19 protein-coding genes are annotated in these 18630 nt (G+C 70.3%); 10 read left to right on the top strand and 9 right to left on the bottom strand.

Features of this window, described 5'->3' with window-relative positions; all coding sequences use genetic code 11:
• The first annotated feature begins 5 nt into the window (after window positions 1-5).
• Window positions 6-752, top strand: a complete 747-nt coding sequence (locus ASG72_RS15675; protein WP_244488826.1) for an invasion associated locus B family protein — start codon at window positions 6-8, stop codon at window positions 750-752.
• Window positions 753-860: 108 nt separating this feature from the next.
• Here ASG72_RS15675 and hspQ read toward each other — a convergent pair whose 3' ends face one another.
• Both hspQ and ASG72_RS15665 read right to left on the bottom strand, forming a co-directional pair.
• A complete protein-coding gene (gene hspQ, locus ASG72_RS15670; RefSeq protein ID WP_056713882.1) occupies window positions 861-1190 on the bottom strand; it encodes a heat shock protein HspQ in 330 nt (109 codons plus the stop codon).
• Window positions 1191-1403: 213 nt separating this feature from the next.
• Window positions 1404-2456, bottom strand: coding sequence for a CoA ester lyase (locus ASG72_RS15665; protein ID WP_056713879.1), 1053 nt, complete (start codon window positions 2454-2456; stop codon window positions 1404-1406).
• Between the two features lie 313 nt (window positions 2457-2769).
• On the opposite strand from ASG72_RS15665, the gene ASG72_RS15660 reads away from it, so the two are divergent.
• The 5 genes from ASG72_RS15660 to ASG72_RS15640 all read left to right on the top strand — a co-directional run bounded on the left by ASG72_RS15660 (window position 2770) and on the right by ASG72_RS15640 (window position 7565).
• Entirely contained in the window at window positions 2770-3741 is a 972-nt protein-coding gene (locus ASG72_RS15660) for an AEC family transporter (protein ID WP_056713859.1), read from the top strand.
• A 33-nt stretch (window positions 3742-3774) separates the two neighbouring features.
• Window positions 3775-4971, top strand: a complete 1197-nt coding sequence (locus tag ASG72_RS15655; RefSeq protein WP_082540382.1) for a CaiB/BaiF CoA-transferase family protein — start codon at window positions 3775-3777, stop codon at window positions 4969-4971.
• Between the two features lie 90 nt (window positions 4972-5061).
• Entirely contained in the window at window positions 5062-5562 is a 501-nt protein-coding gene (locus tag ASG72_RS15650; protein WP_056713856.1) for a hypothetical protein, read from the top strand.
• Window positions 5563-5565: 3 nt separating this feature from the next.
• Window positions 5566-6252, top strand: a complete 687-nt coding sequence (locus ASG72_RS15645) for an ATP-binding cassette domain-containing protein (RefSeq protein WP_056713854.1) — start codon at window positions 5566-5568, stop codon at window positions 6250-6252.
• Window positions 6249-7565, top strand: a complete 1317-nt coding sequence (locus ASG72_RS15640) for an FtsX-like permease family protein (RefSeq protein ID WP_056713851.1) — start codon at window positions 6249-6251, stop codon at window positions 7563-7565. Before ASG72_RS15645 ends, ASG72_RS15640 begins: the two co-directional genes overlap by 4 nt.
• A 27-nt stretch (window positions 7566-7592) precedes the next feature.
• Here ASG72_RS15640 and ASG72_RS15635 read toward each other — a convergent pair whose 3' ends face one another.
• Window positions 7593-8765, bottom strand: coding sequence for a UbiH/UbiF family hydroxylase (locus ASG72_RS15635; RefSeq protein ID WP_056713848.1), 1173 nt, complete (start codon window positions 8763-8765; stop codon window positions 7593-7595).
• 160 nt (window positions 8766-8925) lie between these two features.
• On the opposite strand from ASG72_RS15635, the gene ASG72_RS15630 reads away from it, so the two are divergent.
• The 3 genes from ASG72_RS15630 (at window position 8926) to ASG72_RS15620 (ending at window position 11476) form a co-directional block, all read left to right on the top strand.
• Window positions 8926-9900 carry a quinone oxidoreductase gene (locus ASG72_RS15630; protein WP_056713845.1) on the top strand — a complete coding sequence of 325 codons (975 nt, stop codon included), beginning with the start codon at window positions 8926-8928 and terminating at the stop codon, window positions 9898-9900.
• A gap of 93 nt (window positions 9901-9993) precedes the next feature.
• Window positions 9994-11058, top strand: a complete 1065-nt coding sequence (locus tag ASG72_RS15625; RefSeq protein ID WP_056713842.1) for a hypothetical protein — start codon at window positions 9994-9996, stop codon at window positions 11056-11058.
• A gap of 88 nt (window positions 11059-11146) precedes the next feature.
• The gene (locus ASG72_RS15620; protein WP_056713839.1) at window positions 11147-11476 is read left to right on the top strand and encodes a hypothetical protein; all 330 of its coding nucleotides are present in this window, start codon (window positions 11147-11149) and stop codon (window positions 11474-11476) included.
• A gap of 4 nt (window positions 11477-11480) precedes the next feature.
• On the opposite strand, the gene rimO is transcribed toward ASG72_RS15620, so the two are convergent.
• The 5 genes from rimO to ASG72_RS15595 all read right to left on the bottom strand — a co-directional run bounded on the left by rimO (window position 11481) and on the right by ASG72_RS15595 (window position 17650).
• The gene (gene rimO / locus ASG72_RS15615) at window positions 11481-12800 is read right to left on the bottom strand and encodes a 30S ribosomal protein S12 methylthiotransferase RimO (protein WP_056713836.1); all 1320 of its coding nucleotides are present in this window, start codon (window positions 12798-12800) and stop codon (window positions 11481-11483) included.
• 147 nt (window positions 12801-12947) lie between these two features.
• The gene (locus tag ASG72_RS15610) at window positions 12948-13814 is read right to left on the bottom strand and encodes a sulfurtransferase (protein WP_056713834.1); all 867 of its coding nucleotides are present in this window, start codon (window positions 13812-13814) and stop codon (window positions 12948-12950) included.
• Window positions 13811-14248, bottom strand: coding sequence for an OsmC family protein (locus ASG72_RS15605; protein WP_056713831.1), 438 nt, complete (start codon window positions 14246-14248; stop codon window positions 13811-13813). The genes ASG72_RS15610 and ASG72_RS15605 overlap by 4 nt, the downstream gene beginning before the upstream one ends.
• 97 nt (window positions 14249-14345) lie before the next feature.
• Entirely contained in the window at window positions 14346-15797 is a 1452-nt protein-coding gene (cysG, locus tag ASG72_RS15600) for a siroheme synthase CysG (protein ID WP_056713830.1), read from the bottom strand.
• Between the two features lie 125 nt (window positions 15798-15922).
• Window positions 15923-17650 carry a Na/Pi cotransporter family protein gene (locus ASG72_RS15595; protein WP_056713828.1) on the bottom strand — a complete coding sequence of 576 codons (1728 nt, stop codon included), beginning with the start codon at window positions 17648-17650 and terminating at the stop codon, window positions 15923-15925.
• A 352-nt stretch (window positions 17651-18002) separates the two neighbouring features.
• Between ASG72_RS15595 and ASG72_RS15590 the strand changes: the two genes are divergently transcribed.
• Complete coding sequence (locus ASG72_RS15590; RefSeq protein WP_156395998.1) at window positions 18003-18290, top strand: hypothetical protein; 288 nt, start codon at window positions 18003-18005, stop codon at window positions 18288-18290.
• A gap of 52 nt (window positions 18291-18342) precedes the next feature.
• On the opposite strand, the gene ASG72_RS15585 is transcribed toward ASG72_RS15590, so the two are convergent.
• Window positions 18343-18591 carry a hypothetical protein gene (locus ASG72_RS15585; protein ID WP_056713822.1) on the bottom strand — a complete coding sequence of 83 codons (249 nt, stop codon included), beginning with the start codon at window positions 18589-18591 and terminating at the stop codon, window positions 18343-18345.
• Between the last annotated feature and the right edge of the window lie 39 nt (window positions 18592-18630).

The raw sequence follows: 18630 nt of genomic DNA, 5'->3' as shown, positions 1-18630 counted from the left end.
GCGCGATGAGCGTGGTTCTCAGCGCCGCGGTCGGCCTCGCCCCCTTCGCCGCGCTCGCCCAGCAGCCACAGCAGCGCCCGGCGCAGCGCCCGGCCCAGCAGCAGCCCGCCCAGCAGGCGCCGGCCCAGCAGCAGCAGCAGCCGACGGGCCCCTCCGTCGTGCAGGTGAAGCCGGAGCCCTCGCAGACCAGCTGGACCAAGGTCTGCGGCAAGGACCAGGCCGCCAACAAGGAAATCTGCTACACCACCCGCGATTTCGTCTCGGATCAGGGCCAGCCCGTGCTGGCGGTCGCGATCTACGACGTCAAGGGCGACGCCAACCGCATCGTCCGCTTCCTGATGCCGCTCGGCCTGCTGATCAATCCGGGTATCCGCTTCGGCGTCGACAACGGCTCGCCGATGCCGGGCAAATACGCGATCTGCTTCCCCAATGGCTGCTTCGCCGAAGCGCAGGTCAACAACGACTTCATCAACCAGATGAAGAAGGGCAGCACGCTGAGCGTCAGCGTCCAGAACCAGGGCGCGCGCGAAGTCTCGTTCCAGATCCCGCTGGCCGATTTCGCCAAGGGCTTCGACGGAGCGCCGATCGACCCGAAGGTGCTGGAAGACCAGCAGAAGGCGCTGCAGGACGAGCTGGCCAAGCGCCAGGAGGAGCTGCGCAAGCGGCTCGGCGGCGGCGGCGCGGATGCCGGCGCGGCCGCTCCGGCCCCCGCTACTCCGGCCCCGGCCCCCGGCGCGGCTCCCAAGCCCTGAGCCACGGCGCCGCGCACGGCACGATACGAAAAGGCCGGCCCTGCGAGGGGCCGGCCTTTTTCGTCGCACAGAAGGATGGGCGCGCGGCGGCTGCGAAGCGGCCTCGGCTCAGTTCAGCCCGGCGCGGTCCAGCGTGTAGCGGCCCTTGCGGTCGCGCCGGAAATACTCCTTGGCCTGGGGGTGGCGGATCGGCTGGCCGGAATCGTCGATCACGAGATTCTGCTCGGAGACATAGGCCACATATTCCGCCTCCTCGTTCTCGGCGAAGAGATGGTAGAAGGGCTGGTCCTTCGAGGGCCTGAGATGCTCGGGAATGGCGAGCCACCATTCCTCGGTATTGGCGAAAACCGGATCGACGTCGAAGATCACACCGCGAAACGGATAGACGCGATGCTTGACTACCTGGCCGATCCTGAACTTGGCCGAGCGGGCTTCCATGTCGATGCGAATCCATCCTGCTGTAGCGGCCCCCGGGGCGGGGGCCATGTCAAGCAATCGCTTGCTTGAGGATTGCGTTCCAATTGCGTCGAAATCGGCGCGGGCGCAAGCGGCTGGCCTGGAAGGCATGAAGCAGCCGGTTTCGCTGCGGGAACAACGGGGTGGCCGCGAAGCGGCGCTCCGGGCCGGGACGCGTCGGCAGCCGCGGCAGCCTCAGCCGAAGCCGTAGCGCGCGGCCAGCTCCGGATCGCGCTCGGCGACCTGGCGGGCGAGGTCGAGCATCACCTTCGCCTGTTTCCAGGTCGCGTCATCCTGCATCTTGCCGTCGAGCATGACGGCGCCCGAACCGTCGGGCATGGCCTCGACGATGCGGCGGGCGAAGGCGACCTCGTCGGGATCGGGGCTGAAGACCCGCTTGGCGATCGCGATCTGCGAGGGGTGCAGGGTCCAGGCGCCGGCACAGCCGAGCAGGAAGGCATTGCGGAACTGCGCCTCGCAGGCCGCACCGTCGGCGAAGTCGCCGAAGGGGCCGTAGAAGGGCTTGATCCCGGCCGCGGCGCAGGCATCCACCATCTTGGCCAGAGTGTAATGCCAGAGATCCTGCTGGGCGACGGCGCGGGGCGCGCCCTCGAGGCCGGGATCGGCGAGGACCTTGTACTCCGGATGGCCGCCGCCGACCCTGGTGGTCTTCATCGCGCGCGAGGCCGCGAGATCGGCCGGGCCCAGGCTCATGCCATGCATGCGCGGCGAGGCGGTGGCGATCGCCTCGACATTCTTCACCCCCTCCGCGGTTTCCAGAATGGCGTGGATCAGGATCGGCTTGGGCAGCTGGCAGCGCGCCTCGTATTGCGCCAGCAGCTGGTCGACATAATGGATGTCCCAGGGCCCCTCGACCTTCGGCACCATCACCACGTCGAGCTTGCCGCCGATGCTGGAGAGGATCGCGTCGATATCGTCGAGAAACCATGGCGAGTTCAGCGCATTGACCCGGGTCCACAGCCCGGTGCGGCCGAAATCCACCGCCCGACCCATGGCGATGAAGCCGTCGCGGGCCGCCTGCTTGGCCTCGACCGGGATCGCATCCTCGAGATTGCCGAGCACGACATCGACCTGGCCCGCCAGCTCCCCGACCTTGGCGCGCAGCTTTTCCAGATGCGGCGGCACGAAATGGATCATCCGTTCGAGACGCAGCGGCAGCTCGCGATAGGGCTCCGGCGCGCCGATGGCGAGCGGGCGGAAGAACTGGCGGGGTGTTTTGACGGTCACGGCGCGGCTCCATGCTGCATCGCCGCAATCTGGCGGAGCGGCACTGCCGCGTCCACCGCGTCTTTTTGGGGGGAGGTGGCCGGATAGGGATTTCTGCCTAGTCAGCCATCGAGGATTTTTGTCCTAGGCATCCTGTCCTCGCGCTTTGCGCGCACTTGACGGCGCGATCGCACCGCATGCGACGAAGCGGCCCCCTACCTGCCATCGCCGGGCCTTTGCTTCCGCCCGGCAAATCGCTAGAGGCTTCGGGGAACGCCATTTCCGTCGGGCCTCGCAGGCCGGATGCTCCGCCGCTTCGAGGCCCGCTCGCCGCATGGCCGATCTCGTCAGCCTGTTCAATCTGGTCGCGCCCTTCTTCGGGCTGATCCTGCTCGGCTATGTCATCGGCCGCTACAAGCGCCTCCCGGAGGAGGGGCTGGCCTGGCTGCAATATTTCCTGATCTACATCGCGCTGCCCTGCCTGTTCTACCGGCTGATCGCCGACAAGCCGCTGAGCGAGCTCAGCAATTGGGGCTTCGTCATCGCGACCACGCTCTCCACCTATTGCGCCTTCGCCTTGTCCTTCGCGGTGGGGCTGAAGCATACCGGCGGAGACATGCCGCAGGCGGTGATGCAGGGGGTCGCGGGCTCCTATTCGAATATCGGCTATATGGGGCCGCCGCTCATCCTGGCGGCGCTCGGCCCCTCCGCCAGCGCGCCGGTGGTGCTGATCTTCGTCTTCGACAACATCCTGCTGTTCTCGCTGATCCCGTTCCTGATGGGCGTGGCGGGCGTCTCCAACAAGAGCTTCCTGTCGACGGCCGGCGAGGTGGTCTGGAAGGTGGTGACGCATCCGTTCAACGTCGCCACCGTGGCGGGGGTGATCGCCGCCTATCTCGGCCTCGCTCTGCCCACGGCCGTCGACAAGATGACGCTGTGGCTCTCGCAGGCCGCCGCGCCCTGCGCGCTGTTCCTGCTCGGCGTGACCGTAGCGCTGCGGCCGATCCGCAAGATGCCGGGCGAGGTTCCGGCGCTGGTGGTGATCAAGCTGATCCTGCACCCGCTGCTGGTCTGGGTGCTGGTCTCGGCCATCGGCGATTTCCCCGACAACTGGATCTTCGCGGCGGTGATCATGGCAGCGCTGCCGCCGGCCCTGAACATCTTCATGATCGCGACCCAGTACCGGATCGGCATCGAGCGGGCCTCGGCCTGCATCCTGGTCGGGACCATCGTCTCGATGGTGACGCTGACGGGCTTTCTCTGGCTGGTGAAGACGGGCACGATGAGCGCCGATCTGTTTCCCTGACGGCCGCCGCCGGCCGCATCCGAGAGGGCCGCGATGCTGCCGCTGGACGATCTGCTGGTCCTCGATTTCTCGACGCTGCTGCCCGGACCGATGGCGAGCCTGTTCCTGGCCGAGGCGGGGGCGCGGGTCATCCGGGTCGAGCGGCCGGGCGGCGAGGATATGCGCCGCTTCCCGCCGCGTTTCGGCGAGAGCTCGGCCCCCTTCGCCGTGCTCAACCGCGGCAAGGAGAGCGTCGAGATCGATCTCAAGGCCGGTGACGCGCTCGGCCGGCTGACCCCGCTCATCGAGAAGGCGGATATTCTGATCGAGCAGTTCAGGCCCGGGGTGATGGCACGGCTGGGCTTCGGCCCGGAGGTGCTGTCGGCGCTGAACCCGCGGCTGATCCAGGTCTCGATCAGCGGCTATGGCCAGACCGGCCCGCGCGCGCAGCAGGCGGGCCACGACATCAACTACCAGGCGATCGGCGGGCTCCTGGGGCAGGGCCTGCAACAGGGCGGGCCGGCGCCTTTGCCGCCGCCTTTGGTCGCCGATATCGCGGGCGGGGCGATGCCGGCGGTGATGAACATCCTGCTGGCGCTGCGCCAGCGCGAGCGCAGCGGGCGCGGCTGCCATCTCGACATCGCGATGACCGACGCCATGGCCTGTTTCGCCTGGTACGGGCTGGCGCAGGGCCAGGCGAGCGGCCGCTATCCCGCGGGCGGCGAGGGGCTGCTGACCGGCGCCAGCCCGCGCTACGGGCTGTATCCGACGCAGGATGGCTGGTTCCTCGCCGTGGGCGCGCTGGAGCCGAAATTCTGGGAGGTCTTCTGCGAGGCGATCGGGCTGGACGGCGCGCTGCGCGACGATCGCCGCGATGCGCAGGCGACCCGCCAGGCCGTCACCGCGATCATCGCCGGCCGGACGGCGCAGCATTGGCGCGCGCTGCTGGAGCCGCTGGATTGCTGCTGCACCGTCGTCCGAACGCTGGCGGAGGCGGTGGCGGATCCGCATGGCACCTTGCGCGGCCTCTTCGACGCGCAGGCCGAGGAGCCGGGAGGGCGCCGCCTCGTCTCGACGCCGCTGCCGCTGGCGCCGCTGTTTCGCGAGCAGGCCGAACGCCTGCGCCCCGTGCCGGCGAGCGGGGCCGATACGCAGCGGCTTCTGGGCGGGAGCGAGGAGGCTTTACCAGCTCCAGGGTCGATCGAGGAAACCGTCATCAGCCGCCCGGCCGGCGGCGACGCGGCGCTGTAACACCAGCGTCATCGACCCCGTCTAGAGCCCGACGGCAATGACAGCGCGCTTGCAGGAGGCGGGCGGCGCGGGATCGGGTGCGATGATCTCATGATCGGGACGGCCAGCCATGTGCGCCGGGTTCTCGGGGCGGCTGCGACCCGCCGCCAGACGCTGCTGGCGCTGGCGGCGCTGCCGGCGTCTGCTCTGGCGGGCCGGGCTCAAGCAGGCTGGGCTCCAGCAGCGGAGGATCTCGATTTCGAGGAGCTCTACAAGGATTTCGGCGCGATGCAGCTGGAGTTCTCGGCGAAGGTCGCGCGGCTCGTCGGGCGCGAGGTCGCGGTCAGGGGGTTCATGGCGCCGCCGCTGAAGGCGGAGGCGGCCTTCTTCGTCCTGACCCAGAGCCCGATGGCGACATGCCCGTTCTGCGAGACGGACGCCTCCTGGCCGGACAACATCATCGTGGTCTATCTCCGGCGTGCGCTCGCCGTCGTTCCGGTGGATATGGTGGTGCTGGCGCGAGGCCGGCTCGAATGCGGCGCCTGGACCGATCCCGATACCGGCTTCGCCAGCCAGCTGCGGCTGCGCGACGCCAGCGTGGCTCCGGTCTGAGCGATGCCGGCGCTGGAGATCGAGGGGCTGGAGGTCCGCTTCCCCGGGCTCGACGCGGCGGCGCTGTCGATCGCGCGGCTGCATCTCCCCAAAGGGGCGAGCCTCGCCGTCACCGGCGGCTCCGGCAGCGGCAAGAGCACGCTGGTCAACGTGCTGGCCGGGCTGGCGCCGATCACCCGGGGCAGGCTGAGCTGGGGCGGCACCGACCTCGCCCGGCTCTCGGCGCTGCAGCGCGACCGGTTCCGGGCCCGCAGCATCGGCCTCGTGCTGCAGGAGTTTCATTTGTTCCCGGGGCTCTCCGCCTTCGACAATGTCGTGCTGCCGATCCGCCTCTCCCGGCGCCTGAGCGGAGAGGAGGCGGAGCGGGCGCGCTCGCTGCTCGACATCGCGCGGATCGCGCGGCCGCGGCAGGCGGTCGAGACGATGTCGCGCGGCGAGATGCAGCGCGTGGCGGTGGCGCGCGCGCTGCTCGGCCGCCCCCAGATCGTCCTCGCCGACGAGCCGACCGCCAGCCTCGACCGCAGCGCCGGCCGGGACGTGGCGCAGATGCTGCTGGGCCTGGCGGAGGAGTGCGGGGCGACGCTGATCGTCGTCACCCATGATGCCGCGCTGGCCGAGCGGCTCGGCCGGCAGATCCGCCTCGACGCCGGCCGGGTGTTGGCCGATCCCGTGCAGGATCGCGCGGCGTGATCGGCTTCATCCTCGCCGATCTCAGGCGGTTTGCGGCTGGCGCCCTCGCGGTGATCGCGCTGATCGGCCTCTCGGTCGCGCTGTCGGTCGCCGTCACGCTGCAGGAGCGCGCCGTCAGGCAAGGCAGCGCGCGGGCGGCGGACCGATTCGATCTGCTGGTGGGCGCGGCGGGCAGCGAGACGCAATTGGCGCTGTCAGTGGTTTTCCTGCAGCCGGCGCCGCTGCCCCTGATGCCGGGGGCGGTATTCGCGAAGCTGGCGGCGGATCCGCGTGTCGCCTGGGCGGCGCCCGTCGGTTTCGGCGATTCCAGCCTCGGACATCCGATCGTCGGCACGACGACGGCGCTCGTCGAAGCCTTGTCGCCGCGACTGGCGGAGGGCGCGCTCTTCGCCCGGCTCGGAGAGGCGGTGGTCGGCGCGGATGTGCCGCTGTCCGTCGGCGCCGAGATCAAGCCGCTGCATGGCGCGCCCGGCAGCGCGAGCGAGACCCATACCGCCATCGCCTATACCGTGACCGGCAGGATGAGCCCGAGCGGCACGGCCTGGGACAGGGCGATCCTGGTGCCGATCCGCGCCGTCTGGGCGCTGCATGGGCTGGAGCGGCCGGGAATAACGCTGGAGGAGGGGTATGGCCGGCGTGACGGTGGCGGCGGTGCCGGCTTTCCGGCGAGGCTGCGCGAGCCGCTGGCGGCGACCGTGGCGGAGCAGCGCAGGCAGCTTCACCGCCATGGGCCGATCGATCGCGACGCCGCGCTGGACGAGCGCTTCGATGCGCAGACGCCGCCGGTCCCGGCGGTGGTGGTGAAGCCGCGCAACGTCGCCGACGCCTATCGGCTGCGCCGCGAATACCGCAGCGAGACGACGCTGGCTGTGTTTCCGGCCGAGGTTCTCACGCGTCTCTACCGTACGCTGGGCGATGGCCGCCGCATCCTGCTGGGTTTCGCCATGGCGACGCAGGGGCTCGTCCTGGCCGCGATCCTGCTGGTGGCGATCATCCATATCGGCTCGCGCCGGCGCCAGATCGCGGCGCTGCGTGCCATCGGCGCCCCGTTGCGCGCCGTGATCGCCATCATCTGGGGCGAGATGTTTTTGCTGTTCCTGGCCGGGCTCGGTCTGGGTATAGGCCTCGGCATCGCGATCGCCCGTCTCGTCTCCGGCCATCTCGCCGCGGCGACCGGCATCGCCATGGAGCTCGGCTGGGCCGGCGAGGATGCGCGGCTGCTGCTGGGTTTCCTGGGCCTCGCCGCGCTGCTCTCGCTGATCCCCGCGCTGGCCGTGCTCCGCGACAGCCCCGCCGCCGGCCTGCGCGCCTGAGCCGGCCCGCGAGCTTGTGCGCCGGAGCTAGCGCCGCCCGCCGCCGGCGAGCCCCTGCTTCATCACCAGCCGCCGCAGCGGGCCGAGACGCGACAGGGCGAGGAGACCGGCCCCGCGCAGCAGATCGGCCGGCACGAGATCGGTGAGCAAGGTGCGGTTGAGCATGTCGACCGCACCCGTCCGCAGCCGGACATCGCCCTGCCGCGAGCGGTCATAGGCCGCCATCGCCGCGGCGCTGCCGGGATCGTCTGCCGCGCGCAGCGCGTCGCGCAGCGCCATCACGTCGCGCAGGCCGAGATTGAGGCCCTGCGCGCCGATCGGCGGGAACACATGCGCGGCCTCGCCGACGAGCGCGATGCGCGACGCCGCGAAATGCGCGACGCCGAGCCCTCCCATCGGGATGCGCCCGCGCGCGCCGATCACCGTCATCGCGCCGAGCAGGGAATGCGTCTGCGTCTCGACGGCCCGGGCGAAAGCCGCATCGTCCAGCGCGGCGCGTCGTTCGGCGGCCTCCGGCGCCATCATCCAGACCAGCGAGGAGCGCCGGCCCGGCAGCGGCACCAGCGTGCAGGGGCCGGCGCGGGTGTGGAATTCGGTCGAGGTGTCGTGATGGTCGCGGCGATGGCCGAGGATCGCCGTCAGCGCGATCTGGGGGTAGCGCCATTCCTGCGCCGCGATTCCGGCGGCCTGGCGCATGCGCGACTGGCGGCCATCGGCCCCGACCACCAGCGCGGCGCGAATCGGCGCGAGTTCGGGACCAGCGAGGGTGACGGCGTCGTTGCCCAGGGTCACGGTCTCGACCATGGCGGGCCGCACGACGATTCCCGGCGTCGCCTCCACTCTGGCGGCGAGCGCCGCGACCAGTTCGGCATTCTCGACATTCCAGCCGAAGGCGGGCAGCCCGACCTCCGTCGCCCGGAACTCGACCGGGGGCTGGCGGAACAGGCTGCCGGTATCGTCGACCAGCCGCATCACCGCCAGCGGCGCGGCGTTCTCGGCGAGCGCCGGCGTGACGCCGAGCTCTTCCAGCAGCCGCCAGGAGCCGTCGAGCAGGGCGACGGTGCGCCCGTCGCGCGGGACGAAGGGGCTGCCCAGCAGCGTCACCCGCCGCCCATCCCGCGCCAGCAGCAGCGCCGCTGCCAGCCCCACCGCACCGGCCCCGACGATCGCGACCTCGGTCTTCTGTTCCGTGCTGTCCATGGTTCTGGGCTAGCCGAGAATGCGGGGCTTGGCCATGGTCCACGTCGCCGCTCCCATGCGCCCAAGAGCCAGGGCCTGGGATCGGGCTGCATGGCAGGGCGCTGTGGCGGGCGGCGGGGGAATTGCCTATGGTCGCGCCCGAAACAGAGAGGACGAGATCATGGTCAAGGCCATTCGCATCCACAAGCATGGTGGGCCCGAGGTGCTGCAATGGGAGGAGATCACCCTGCCGCCGCCGGGGCCGGGCGAGGTGCGCATCCGCAACCGCGCCATCGGGCTGAACTTCATCGACACCTATTTCCGCACCGGCCTCTATCCCGTGCCGCAAATGCCCTTCGTCCCCGGCAATGAGGCGGCGGGCGAGGTGCTGGCGGTCGGGCCCAACGTCACGGAGTTCAAGCCCGGCGACCGCGTCGCCTATGTCGCGACGCTCGGCTCCTATGCCGAGGAGCGGATCGTCGCCGTGAATTCGGTGGTGGCGCTGCCGGAGGCCGTGTCCTACGAGGCGGCCGCGAGCATGATGCTGAAGGGGCTGACGGCGGAATACCTGCTCCACCGCACCTATAAGGTGAATCCCGGCGACACCATCCTCGTCCATGCGGCAGCGGGCGGCACCGGGCTGATCCTCTGCCAATGGGGCAAGGCGCTGGGCGCGACGGTGATCGGCACGGTCGGCTCGCAGGAGAAGGCCGAGCTCGCCGCCGCTCATGGCGCGCATCACACGATCCTCTATCGCGAGGAGGATTTCGTGGCGCGGGTCAAGGAGATCACCGGCGGCAAGCTCTGCGACGTCGTCTATGACGGCGTCGGCAAGGACACCTTCCTGAAGTCGCTCGACACGCTGCGGCCCTTCGGCCTGCTCGCCAGCTTCGGCAATGCGTCCGGCGCGGTCGAGCCGTTCAATCTCGGCCTGCTCGGCCCCAAGGGCTCGCTCTATGTGACGCGGCCGACGCTGTTCACCCATATCGCCAGGCGCGAGACCATGGTCGAGATGGCGGCCAATCTCTTCGCCACCGTCGCCTCGGGCAAGGTCACCGTGCCGGTGAACGCGACCTACCCGCTGAAGGAGGCGGCGCAGGCGCAGATCGCGCTCGAGGGCCGCAGCACCACCGGCTCGACGGTGCTGATCCCCTGAGCTGCGTCCGGCAGCGCAATTGCGCCGCCTTTGCCCGCTAGGGCGGGACGGTTCCGCCCGCCGGAGCCGTCATCTCACCGGGACCAGCCCATCGTGAAGGCCATCGCTGTCGCTTTCGCGCTCGCCTTCGGCATCGCCGGCGGGCTCCTGCTCGTGCCGCAGGGCCTGCGCCACTGGCAGCTGCTGGCGGCGGCGGAGGATCCCGCGGCGCTGTCTTCCCTGCGGCTGGAGAATGTGGCGACGCCGGCGCGGCTCGCCGGCGAGATCGACGCGGCGCTGGCGGCCGGAGACGCCGATCTCGCCCGCAGCTTCATCGCGCTGGCCGAGGAGCGCGGCAGCGCCGTGGCCGATGCGCAGCGCCGAGGCCTGGCGGAGCTCGAGGCGCGTGCAAACGACATCGCGATCCGGGATTTCGGCCAGGGTTTCTGGGGCGGGCAGCGCGACAGCGGCGCGGCGCTCGCCGGAGCGCTGGCGGGCGATCTCACCGGCTTCGGCGATCTGCGCGACCTCGCCGGGGAGGGCCGCAAATGGCTCGGCGGCGAGGCGACGGACATGACGGTGCTGCTGCTCGCGGCCGGTGGCCTGGCGATCAGCGCCGCGACCTGGGTCAGCCTGGGCGGCGCCCTGCCGGCTCGCAACGGGCTGAGCCTGGTCAAGGCGGCGACCAAGGCGAAATGGCTGTCGCCGCGGCTCGGCGCCAGCCTCGGCCGGGCGGCGGTCGACGCGATCGATCGGCCGGCGCTGCAGGCGACCCTGGCGGCGGCGGGGCGCCTGGAGCTCGCGGCGGCGCGCGGCGCGGCCTCGACCATCCTCCGCCCGGTCGCGATCTCGCGCCTCGCTGCGCTCGGGCAGGATGCGGCGCAACTGCATCGACGCATCGGCCAGCGCGGCCTGCGCCAGGTCCTCGCTGTGGCCGATCATCCCGCCGATCTCGGCCGCGCCGCGCGGCTGGTCACGGCGAAGGGCAAGAGCGCCCGGGCGACCCTGGCCCTGCTCGGCCGCGGCGCCCTGGTGCTGGGGGCGCTGAGCCTGACGGCGCTGAGCTGGATGCTGGCGCTGCTCGGCTACGCGCTGGCGCTGGCGATGCTGGCGCAGCGTCTCGGCTGGTGGCTGGGGCGGCGGCTGATGCCCGGTCCGGCGGCTCCGCGGCCGCGCTGAAATTTTCCGCTCCCGACTGTGAACCTGCTCGCGGGCTGCCGCGACCAATGGGGGTCAGCGCGTGCTGACGTCCATCGGGAGAGATGTCATGATCCGCAGCATTCGTTTTGTCGGCTTCGCCCTCGCTTCGCTCACCATCGCCACGGTCGCGCTCGCCCAGCAGAGCGGCGGCAATGGCGGGCAGGGCGGCGGTGGCGGCGATCCCTCGGTCCTGGCGGTGATCCGCGCCGATGCCGAACGCCAGGCCAGGCTCGGCCGGGCCGTGGCGGCGAGCAGCCAGCGCTACGAGCAATGCGCCGGCTCGGTCTGCGAACAGCCGCGACGGGTGCAGTTCGATGCGGATTGCTCGGCGGGCGACACGCTGCTGATCGCCCGGGCCGATGGCCGGCAGGTCCGCTATCTCTGCCGCAAGCCCTGATGTCTCAGACGGCCACGCCGTGCAGATCATAGGCGTCGGCGCGCTCGATCTTCACCGTCACCATGTCGCCCGGCCGCAGCGGCCGGCGGCTGGCGACATAGACGGCGCCGTCGATCTCCGGCGCGTCCCATTTCGAGCGGCCCTTCGCGACGGTCGGGCCGGCCTCGTCGATGATCACCTGCAGACGCTTGCCGACGCGGTTGCGGATGATGCGCGTGCTGATCTCGGCCTGGGCCTTCATGAAGCGGTGCCAGCGCGCCTCCTTCTCCTCCTCCGGGACCAGCGGCAGTCCGAGATCATTGGCCGGCGCGCCCTTCACCGGCTCGTATTTGAAGCAGCCGACGCGCTCCAGCCTGGCCTCCTTCAGCCAGTCGATCAGGAACTGCACATCCTCCTCCGTCTCGCCGGGGAAGCCGACGATGAAGGTCGAGCGGATGGCGAGGTCGGGGCAGATCGAGCGCCATTTCTGGATGCGCTCCAGCGTCCTGTCCTGATGAGCAGGGCGTTTCATCGCCTTGAGAACATTGGGAGATGCGTGCTGGAAGGGGATGTCGAGATAGGGCAGGATCAGGCCTTCCTGCATCAGCGGGATGACCTCGTCGACATGCGGGTAGGGGTAGACATAGTGCATCCGCACCCAGACCCCCATCTGGCCGAGCTCGCGCGCCAGCTCGAAGAAGCGGGTGCGCACCTCGCGGTCCTTCCAGAGCGAGGGCGCATAGCGGATGTCGAGACCATAGGCGCTGGTGTCCTGCGAGATCACCAGCAGCTCCTTGACGCCGGCCTTCACCAACTTCTCGGCCTCGCGCAGCACATCCGCGATCGGCCGCGAGACCAGATCGCCGCGCAACTTCGGGATGATGCAGAAGCTGCAGCGATTATTGCAGCCCTCCGAGATCTTGAGATAGGCGTAGTGGCGCGGCGTCAGCTTGATGCCCTGGTCGGGGACGAGATCGACGAAGGGGTCGTGGCGCGGCGGCGCGGCCTGATGCACGGCTGAGACGACGCTCTCATAGGCCTGCGGGCCGGTGATCGCGAGGATATTGGGGAAGGCCTCGCGGATCTGCTCCGGCTCGGCGCCCATGCAGCCGGTGACGATGACCTTGCCGTTCTCGGCCATGGCAGCGCCGATCGCCTCCAGCGACTCCGCCTTGGCCGAGTCGAGGAAGCCGCAGGTGTTGACGATGACGAGGTCGGCGCCCGCATGGCTCTTGCTGAGCTCGTAGCCCTCGGAGCGCAGCGAGGTGATGATGCGCTCGGAATCGACCAGCGCCTTGGGGCAGCCGAGCGAGACGAACGAGATTTTCGGCGCGACAGCGTTCATCGGCGGCAGACCTGGGGATCGGGAACGGGAAGGCGCGGCATCAGGCCTGCGCTGATGCGGCTTCCTTTGACGGTTTTTCGGCGATTTTGCAAATCCGGAGGCGGATAGCGCGGCGCCCGCCTCGCGGATGGGGCGCCGCGCCGCCGGTCAGCCGGCGGGTCCTGTCTGCACCGGCCGGTCGGGATCCTGCGTCCAGTCGCTCATCGAGCCGTCATAGAGCGCGACCTCCTCGCGCCCCAGCACCTCCGACAGGACGAACCAGGCGAGGGCGGCGGTATGGCCGGTGTTGCAATAGCTGATCACCGGACCCTTGGGCACGCTGCCGAAAATCGCCTCCAGGGTCGCGGCCGGCTTCAGCCGGCCGGTATCGGGGTCGAAGGCCTGGGTGTAGTCGCGGGAGACGGCGCCCGGAATGCGGCCCGGGCGGGCGGCATCGGGCGATTTCTCGCGGCCCTCGAAATAGCTGGCGGCGCGAGCATCGACCAGGGTGGCGAGGCGCGAGCGTGAGGCGACCAGCGTCGCATCGGCCGTGCTGCGCAGGCGCTGCTGCATCACCACCGGATAGGGCGCGGCCGCGACGGGGCTCGAGGCTCCGGCCTCGACCGGGCGGCCCTGGTCGCTCCAGCCCTTGAAGCCGCCGTCCAGAATGGCCTGCTGGCCATGGCCCATCGTCTTCAGCGTCCAGTAGACCCGCGCCGCGGCGGCGTAATCCATGGCGCTGACCCCGGCGGGGACGATGACCACCTGGCTCTGCGGGCGGATGCCGAGCCGCCCCGCGAGCCCGGCGAGATGATCGAGCGGCGGCAGCAGGCCGGGCGCGGCGCCGACCTTGGCGCGCCAGCCATCGGCGACATAATCGGTATGGACCGCGCCGGGCAGATGGCCGGCCTCGAAGGCCGCCTTGCCGCCGCCATCGACGCTGGAGCGAATGTCGAGGATGACGAGGTCGGGCGTCGCCAGATGCTCCGCCAGGGCCTCGGCCGTGATCAGGCCGGACAGGGTGGTGTCGCTCATTCCGCCGCCACCTTCTGCAAGTCGTCGACGATCTCGATCGCGTAGCTCATCTCGGCGGTGGCGCCGAGCATGATCGAGGCGGAGCAGTATTTCTCCTTCGACAGCGAGACCGCGCGCTCGGCCTTGGCCGGGGACAGCCCGCGCCCGCTGATCCGATAGGCGAGATGGATCTTGGTAAAGACCTTCGGATCCTCGGTGGCGCGTTCGGCCTCGACCTCGACCTCGCAGCCGGTGACGGGTTCGCGGCCCTTCTTGAGGATCTGCACGACGTCGAAACCGGTGCAGCCGGCCAGCCCGATCAGCAGCATCTCCATGGGGCGGATGCCGAGATTGCGCCCGCCATATTCAGGCGCACCATCCATGATGACGGCATGGCCGCTGCCGGCCTCGCCCATGAAGGCCATGCCTTCGACCCATTTCGCGCGTGCTTTCATCGGCTCATCCTCCGGCTGCGAAGCGCCTGTCTAGCGTCTCCACATGGCGAGCGCGAGACGGCGGGGCGCAGAACCAGCCTGCTTCGGGCGCAGCGGTTCAGGCGCTGAGGCGGCTGGCGGCGGCGAGCGCGGCGGCCGGGTTCATGCTCCAGCCGATCAGGACGAGAAGAGGACCTTTCGCCGGCAGCTCGTCCAGGCGCTCCGGCAGCGTGGCGATCGTGGCGGCGAGCCTGATCTCGTCGGGCCGGGTCGCGGCCAGCACCGCGATGGCGGGCGTCTCCGGGCTCAGCCCCGCCGCGAGCGCCTTCTCGCGGAACAGCGCGAGCGTGGCGCGCGGCATGTAGATTACCGTCGTCGCGGCGGGATCGGCCAGCGCCTGCCAGTCGAGATCGGCCGGCAGCTGCCCGTCGCGGGCATGGCCCGTGACGAATTGCAGCCGCCTGGCATGGTCGCGATGGGTGAGGGAGAGGCCGAGCGCCGCAGCCGCACCCTGCGCGGCCGAGATGCCGGGAATGATCGCGACGGGGATGCCGGCGGCGGCGCAGGCGTCGAGCTCCTCGCCCGCGCGGCCGAAAATCCCGGGATCGCCGCTCTTCAGCCGCACCACATGCTTGCCCTGGCCGGCGAGCTGGACCAGCATCGCGTTGATGTCGCTCTGCTTGCAGGACGGGCCGTGGCCGGTCTTGCCGACGAGCATGCGCTTGGCCTCGCGCCGCGCCAGCTCGAGCACGCCGGCCGAGACCAGATCGTCATAGAGGATGATGTCGGCGCTCTGCAGAGCGCGGATCGCCTTCAGCGTCAGGAGATCGGGATCGCCCGGACCGGCACCGACAAGCGAGACCCGCCCGGTGCCGGATCGCGCGGTCTCCAGCCGCTCCAGCGAAGCGAAGAGGGCGGTGCGGTCGCTCTCCTCGGGCGCATGCTCCGCCTCGAAGGCGCGGCGGGTGAAGCCTTCCCAGAAGGCGCGGCGCAGCGCGAAGGGCAGCTCGCGCGCCTGGACGGCCGGCCGCCACGCCCGCGCCGCCTCGGCCCAGGATTTGAGCCGGCCGGGCAGCAGCGCCTCGATCTTGGCGCGGATCGCCTGGCCGAAGACCGGCGCGGCGCCATCGGTGGAAATCGCGACGATCAGCGGCGACCGGTTGACCAGCGATCCGAAGGAGACGTCGCAATAGGCCGGCTTGTCGACGACGTTGACCGGGCAGCCGGCCGCGCGGCCGGCGGCGGCGAAGGCGGCGGCGTCGCTCTCATCGGCGAGATCGCCGATCGCCAGCGCCGCACCGGCGAGATCGCGAGGCTCCCAGCCGCGGTGGTGGACGATCACCGTCCCCGCCGGCGGGTCCGCCGCGAGTCCCGCGAAATCCGCCCCGAGGTCGCCGGCGAAGACATGCAGCTGCGCCCCGGCCGCAGCCAGGAGCTCCGCCTTCCAGACCGCGCCCTCGCCGGAGCCGGCCAGCACCACGCGTCGCCCGTCCAGCTTGTGGAACAGCGGCAGGGTCGCCAGCGGCTCGATGCGCCGGGCCGGTGTGGGTTCGGGGCGTCTCTGGCTCATCGCGTCTTCGTCGGACCTCCGGGCGGCACCCGTCCTGCCGGGCAGCCTGCGTGACGCGGCCCGGCCGCGTCAACAATCAGATCAGGCCGTCGCCGGCAAGGCGTCGCGGCGCGCCGCGGAGCGCTTCACCCGCGCGAGCCACCGGTCGTGACTAGCAAATCCTGTGCCGGTGCGGCGCGGCTGTCCTTGCCGTCCTTCAGGCGGCTCTCGCGCAGGGCGTCGGCGCTTTCGAGGATCGGATAGGCGATCGCCGCGGCATGGCCATGGATGCGCTTGAGGTCGCGGATGATGTCGAGATGAATCGCGCTGGTCTCGATCGATTCGGGCCGGCCGCTGCGCAGCCGCAGGAAATGGCTCTCGGTGGCGCGCCGGTCGGCATCCCTGATCACCGCCTTCTCCGCGAAGAGCTGGCGCGCGAGGGCGAGATCGCGGCTGGCGAAGACGTTGAGCGCGAGGACGAGCCCGGCATAGACGCGGCCGTGGAAATCCCGGATTTCAGCCAGCCCCTCGGCCGAGAAGGTGTAGCCCTTGCGGATCTTCTTCTCCGCGAGATCGCGCAGATTATTGTCGATGATGTCGCCGATATGCTCGAGATTGGTGATCACCGCGATCAGCTCGTAGAGGCGTCGGCTGTCCTCCTCGCCGAGCTCGTTGCGGGAGAGCCGCACGAGATAGAGCTTGATCGATTCGTGGATGGCATCGACGCTGTCATCCGCGGCGGCGATGCTGCGCGACAGCTTCAGCTCGTTGGTCGCGATCAGCGTCAGCGTATCCTGCAGCATGGATTGCACGCGCTCGCCGAGGCTCAGCGCTTCGCGCATCGCACAGGCCAGCGCTTCCGAGGGGCTGTCCAGCACCGCGGGATCGAGATGGCGCGGCCTGGCCGCGACCTCGGCGATGTCGCCGGCCGGCAGGATCCGCTTCGCCAGCCGCGCGATCGGCTCGACGAAGGGCAGGAAGGCGAGGGCGCCGACCAGATTCAGCAGCAGATGGAATTCGAGCGCCAGCCGCGCATCGTCCAGCGGCAGCGCCAGCATCCAGCCGCTGATCGGCGCGACCAGCGGCACCAGCAAGGCGGTCAGCAGCAGCCGCGTCAGCAGATTGCCGATGGCGGGGCGGCGCTGCGCGGCCGGCGCCCCGAGCTGCGCCAGCACCGGGATCAGCGCATTGCCGAGATTGGCGCCGATCACCAGGACCAGCGCCGTCGCGGGCGGAAACACTCCCGCGCCCGCGAAGGTCGCGATCAGCAGGATGATGGCGATGCTCGAATGGGTGAGCCAGGTCGCCGCCACCGCGACGAGCAGGATGAGCACGGGCTCCTGGCCGAGCGCGCCGAGCAGCGTGCGGAAGGTCGGCGACTGCGCCAGCACCGAGGCGGTGCTGCCGAGCTCGATCAGGGAGAGCAGGATCAGCCCGATCCCGACGATGATCCGGCCGATATTGCGGGCCCGGTCCATGGCGTCATGCGCCAGATAGAGCGCGACGCCGACGGCCGTGCAGAGCCCCCAGAGCCAGCCCAGATCCAGCGAGATGACGAAGGCCGCGAGCGCCGTGCCGAGATTGGCGCCGAGCAGCACGGAAAGCGCCATTCCGGCGCCGATCAGATTGCGCCCGGCGAAGGAGGAGATCAGCAACGTCGTCGCGGTCGAGCTCTGCAGGACGAGCGTCACGCCGACACCGCTGCCGAAGGCGCTGAAGCGATTGCCCGTGAAGCTCTGCAGCGTCTGGCGCAGCGAGCTGCCGAAGGCCCGCATCGCACCGGTGCGCACCAGCCGCACGGCCCAGATCAGCAGCGCCACGCTACCGGCCAGATGGACCAGGATCGCGGTGGCGCTCGCGGAGGCGGTGATCATTCCAGGCGTTCCTCGTCAGTTGGCCCTCGTCAGGCTCGCGGAATCGGGGCAGCTTTCGCCGGTCTCGCGGTGTCCAGCATAGGCCGATTTTGTTTAGCCAGCCAACTAGAATAGCGCGGTCGGCCGCGGCGGGATGGAGGAGGTCGCGGTCGCGCCGCACGCGGCCTCGGGCGACCTTCGACAACCTGTGAAACGGCCGCGGGATCGGCTCAATCTCGCCTGTCCGGATGTCAAAGATGTGGTGCTCGCGCGCAGGCGAAGAAAGGTTCCCTTCTCTTTTGTTAATGCGGACCGCGCCCCGCAGCATGAGGTTGCGGCTTCGGCCGGGATCGCCGGCCGGAGGAACCGCATCATGCCTGGTCGTACCTCCGAGGGCTGCGTGGTCGTGCTGCCCTGGTACCACGAAAGCGATTTCCAGCAGTTGCAGCCCGCCCGGCCCGACGCCCGGGTCGCGCTATCCTATGAAAACTGGCGCCGGGCGGCGTCCTCCGAGGTCTATCGACAGCTCGCCAGCGGCCATGCCGTCGAGATCGTATCGGTCAGGCCCGAGCGCTACCGCGCCTGGATCGCCAAGCGGGGCCTCGCGGATAATGGCGATGCGCGCCTGCGCTATATCGCGGCGCTGTCCGCGGGCGCCTGACGGCGGCTCGTCGGGGACAAAGCTTTGGGGCGCGCGCCGCCGCCGGCTCCGTTCACCCTCTTTTCCGATGGGTCCAGCGGCCGCGCAGGGTCAGGCTCGCGGTATAGACCATGGCACCGTCCTCGCCGCGCACGGTCACGACCAGCCGGCGGTCGTCGCCATTGGGCATGTCGTCGCTCGCCATGTCGGGCAGCGCGTCCAGCGCGTGCCGGCGCGCCTCCTCGTCGTCGGCGAGATGCATCCCGTCCGTATCGACGTAGGCCGTCTCGCCATTGGTCGTATCGAAGAAGTAGCGCGGCATGATTCCTGAAATCACGCGGCTGCCGGATGGTTTCACGAA

This window comes from Allobosea sp. Leaf344, assembly GCF_001426225.1.
GTDB lineage: Bacteria > Pseudomonadota > Alphaproteobacteria > Rhizobiales > Beijerinckiaceae > Allobosea.
This window is presented reverse-complemented; position numbering and strand designations above follow the sequence as displayed.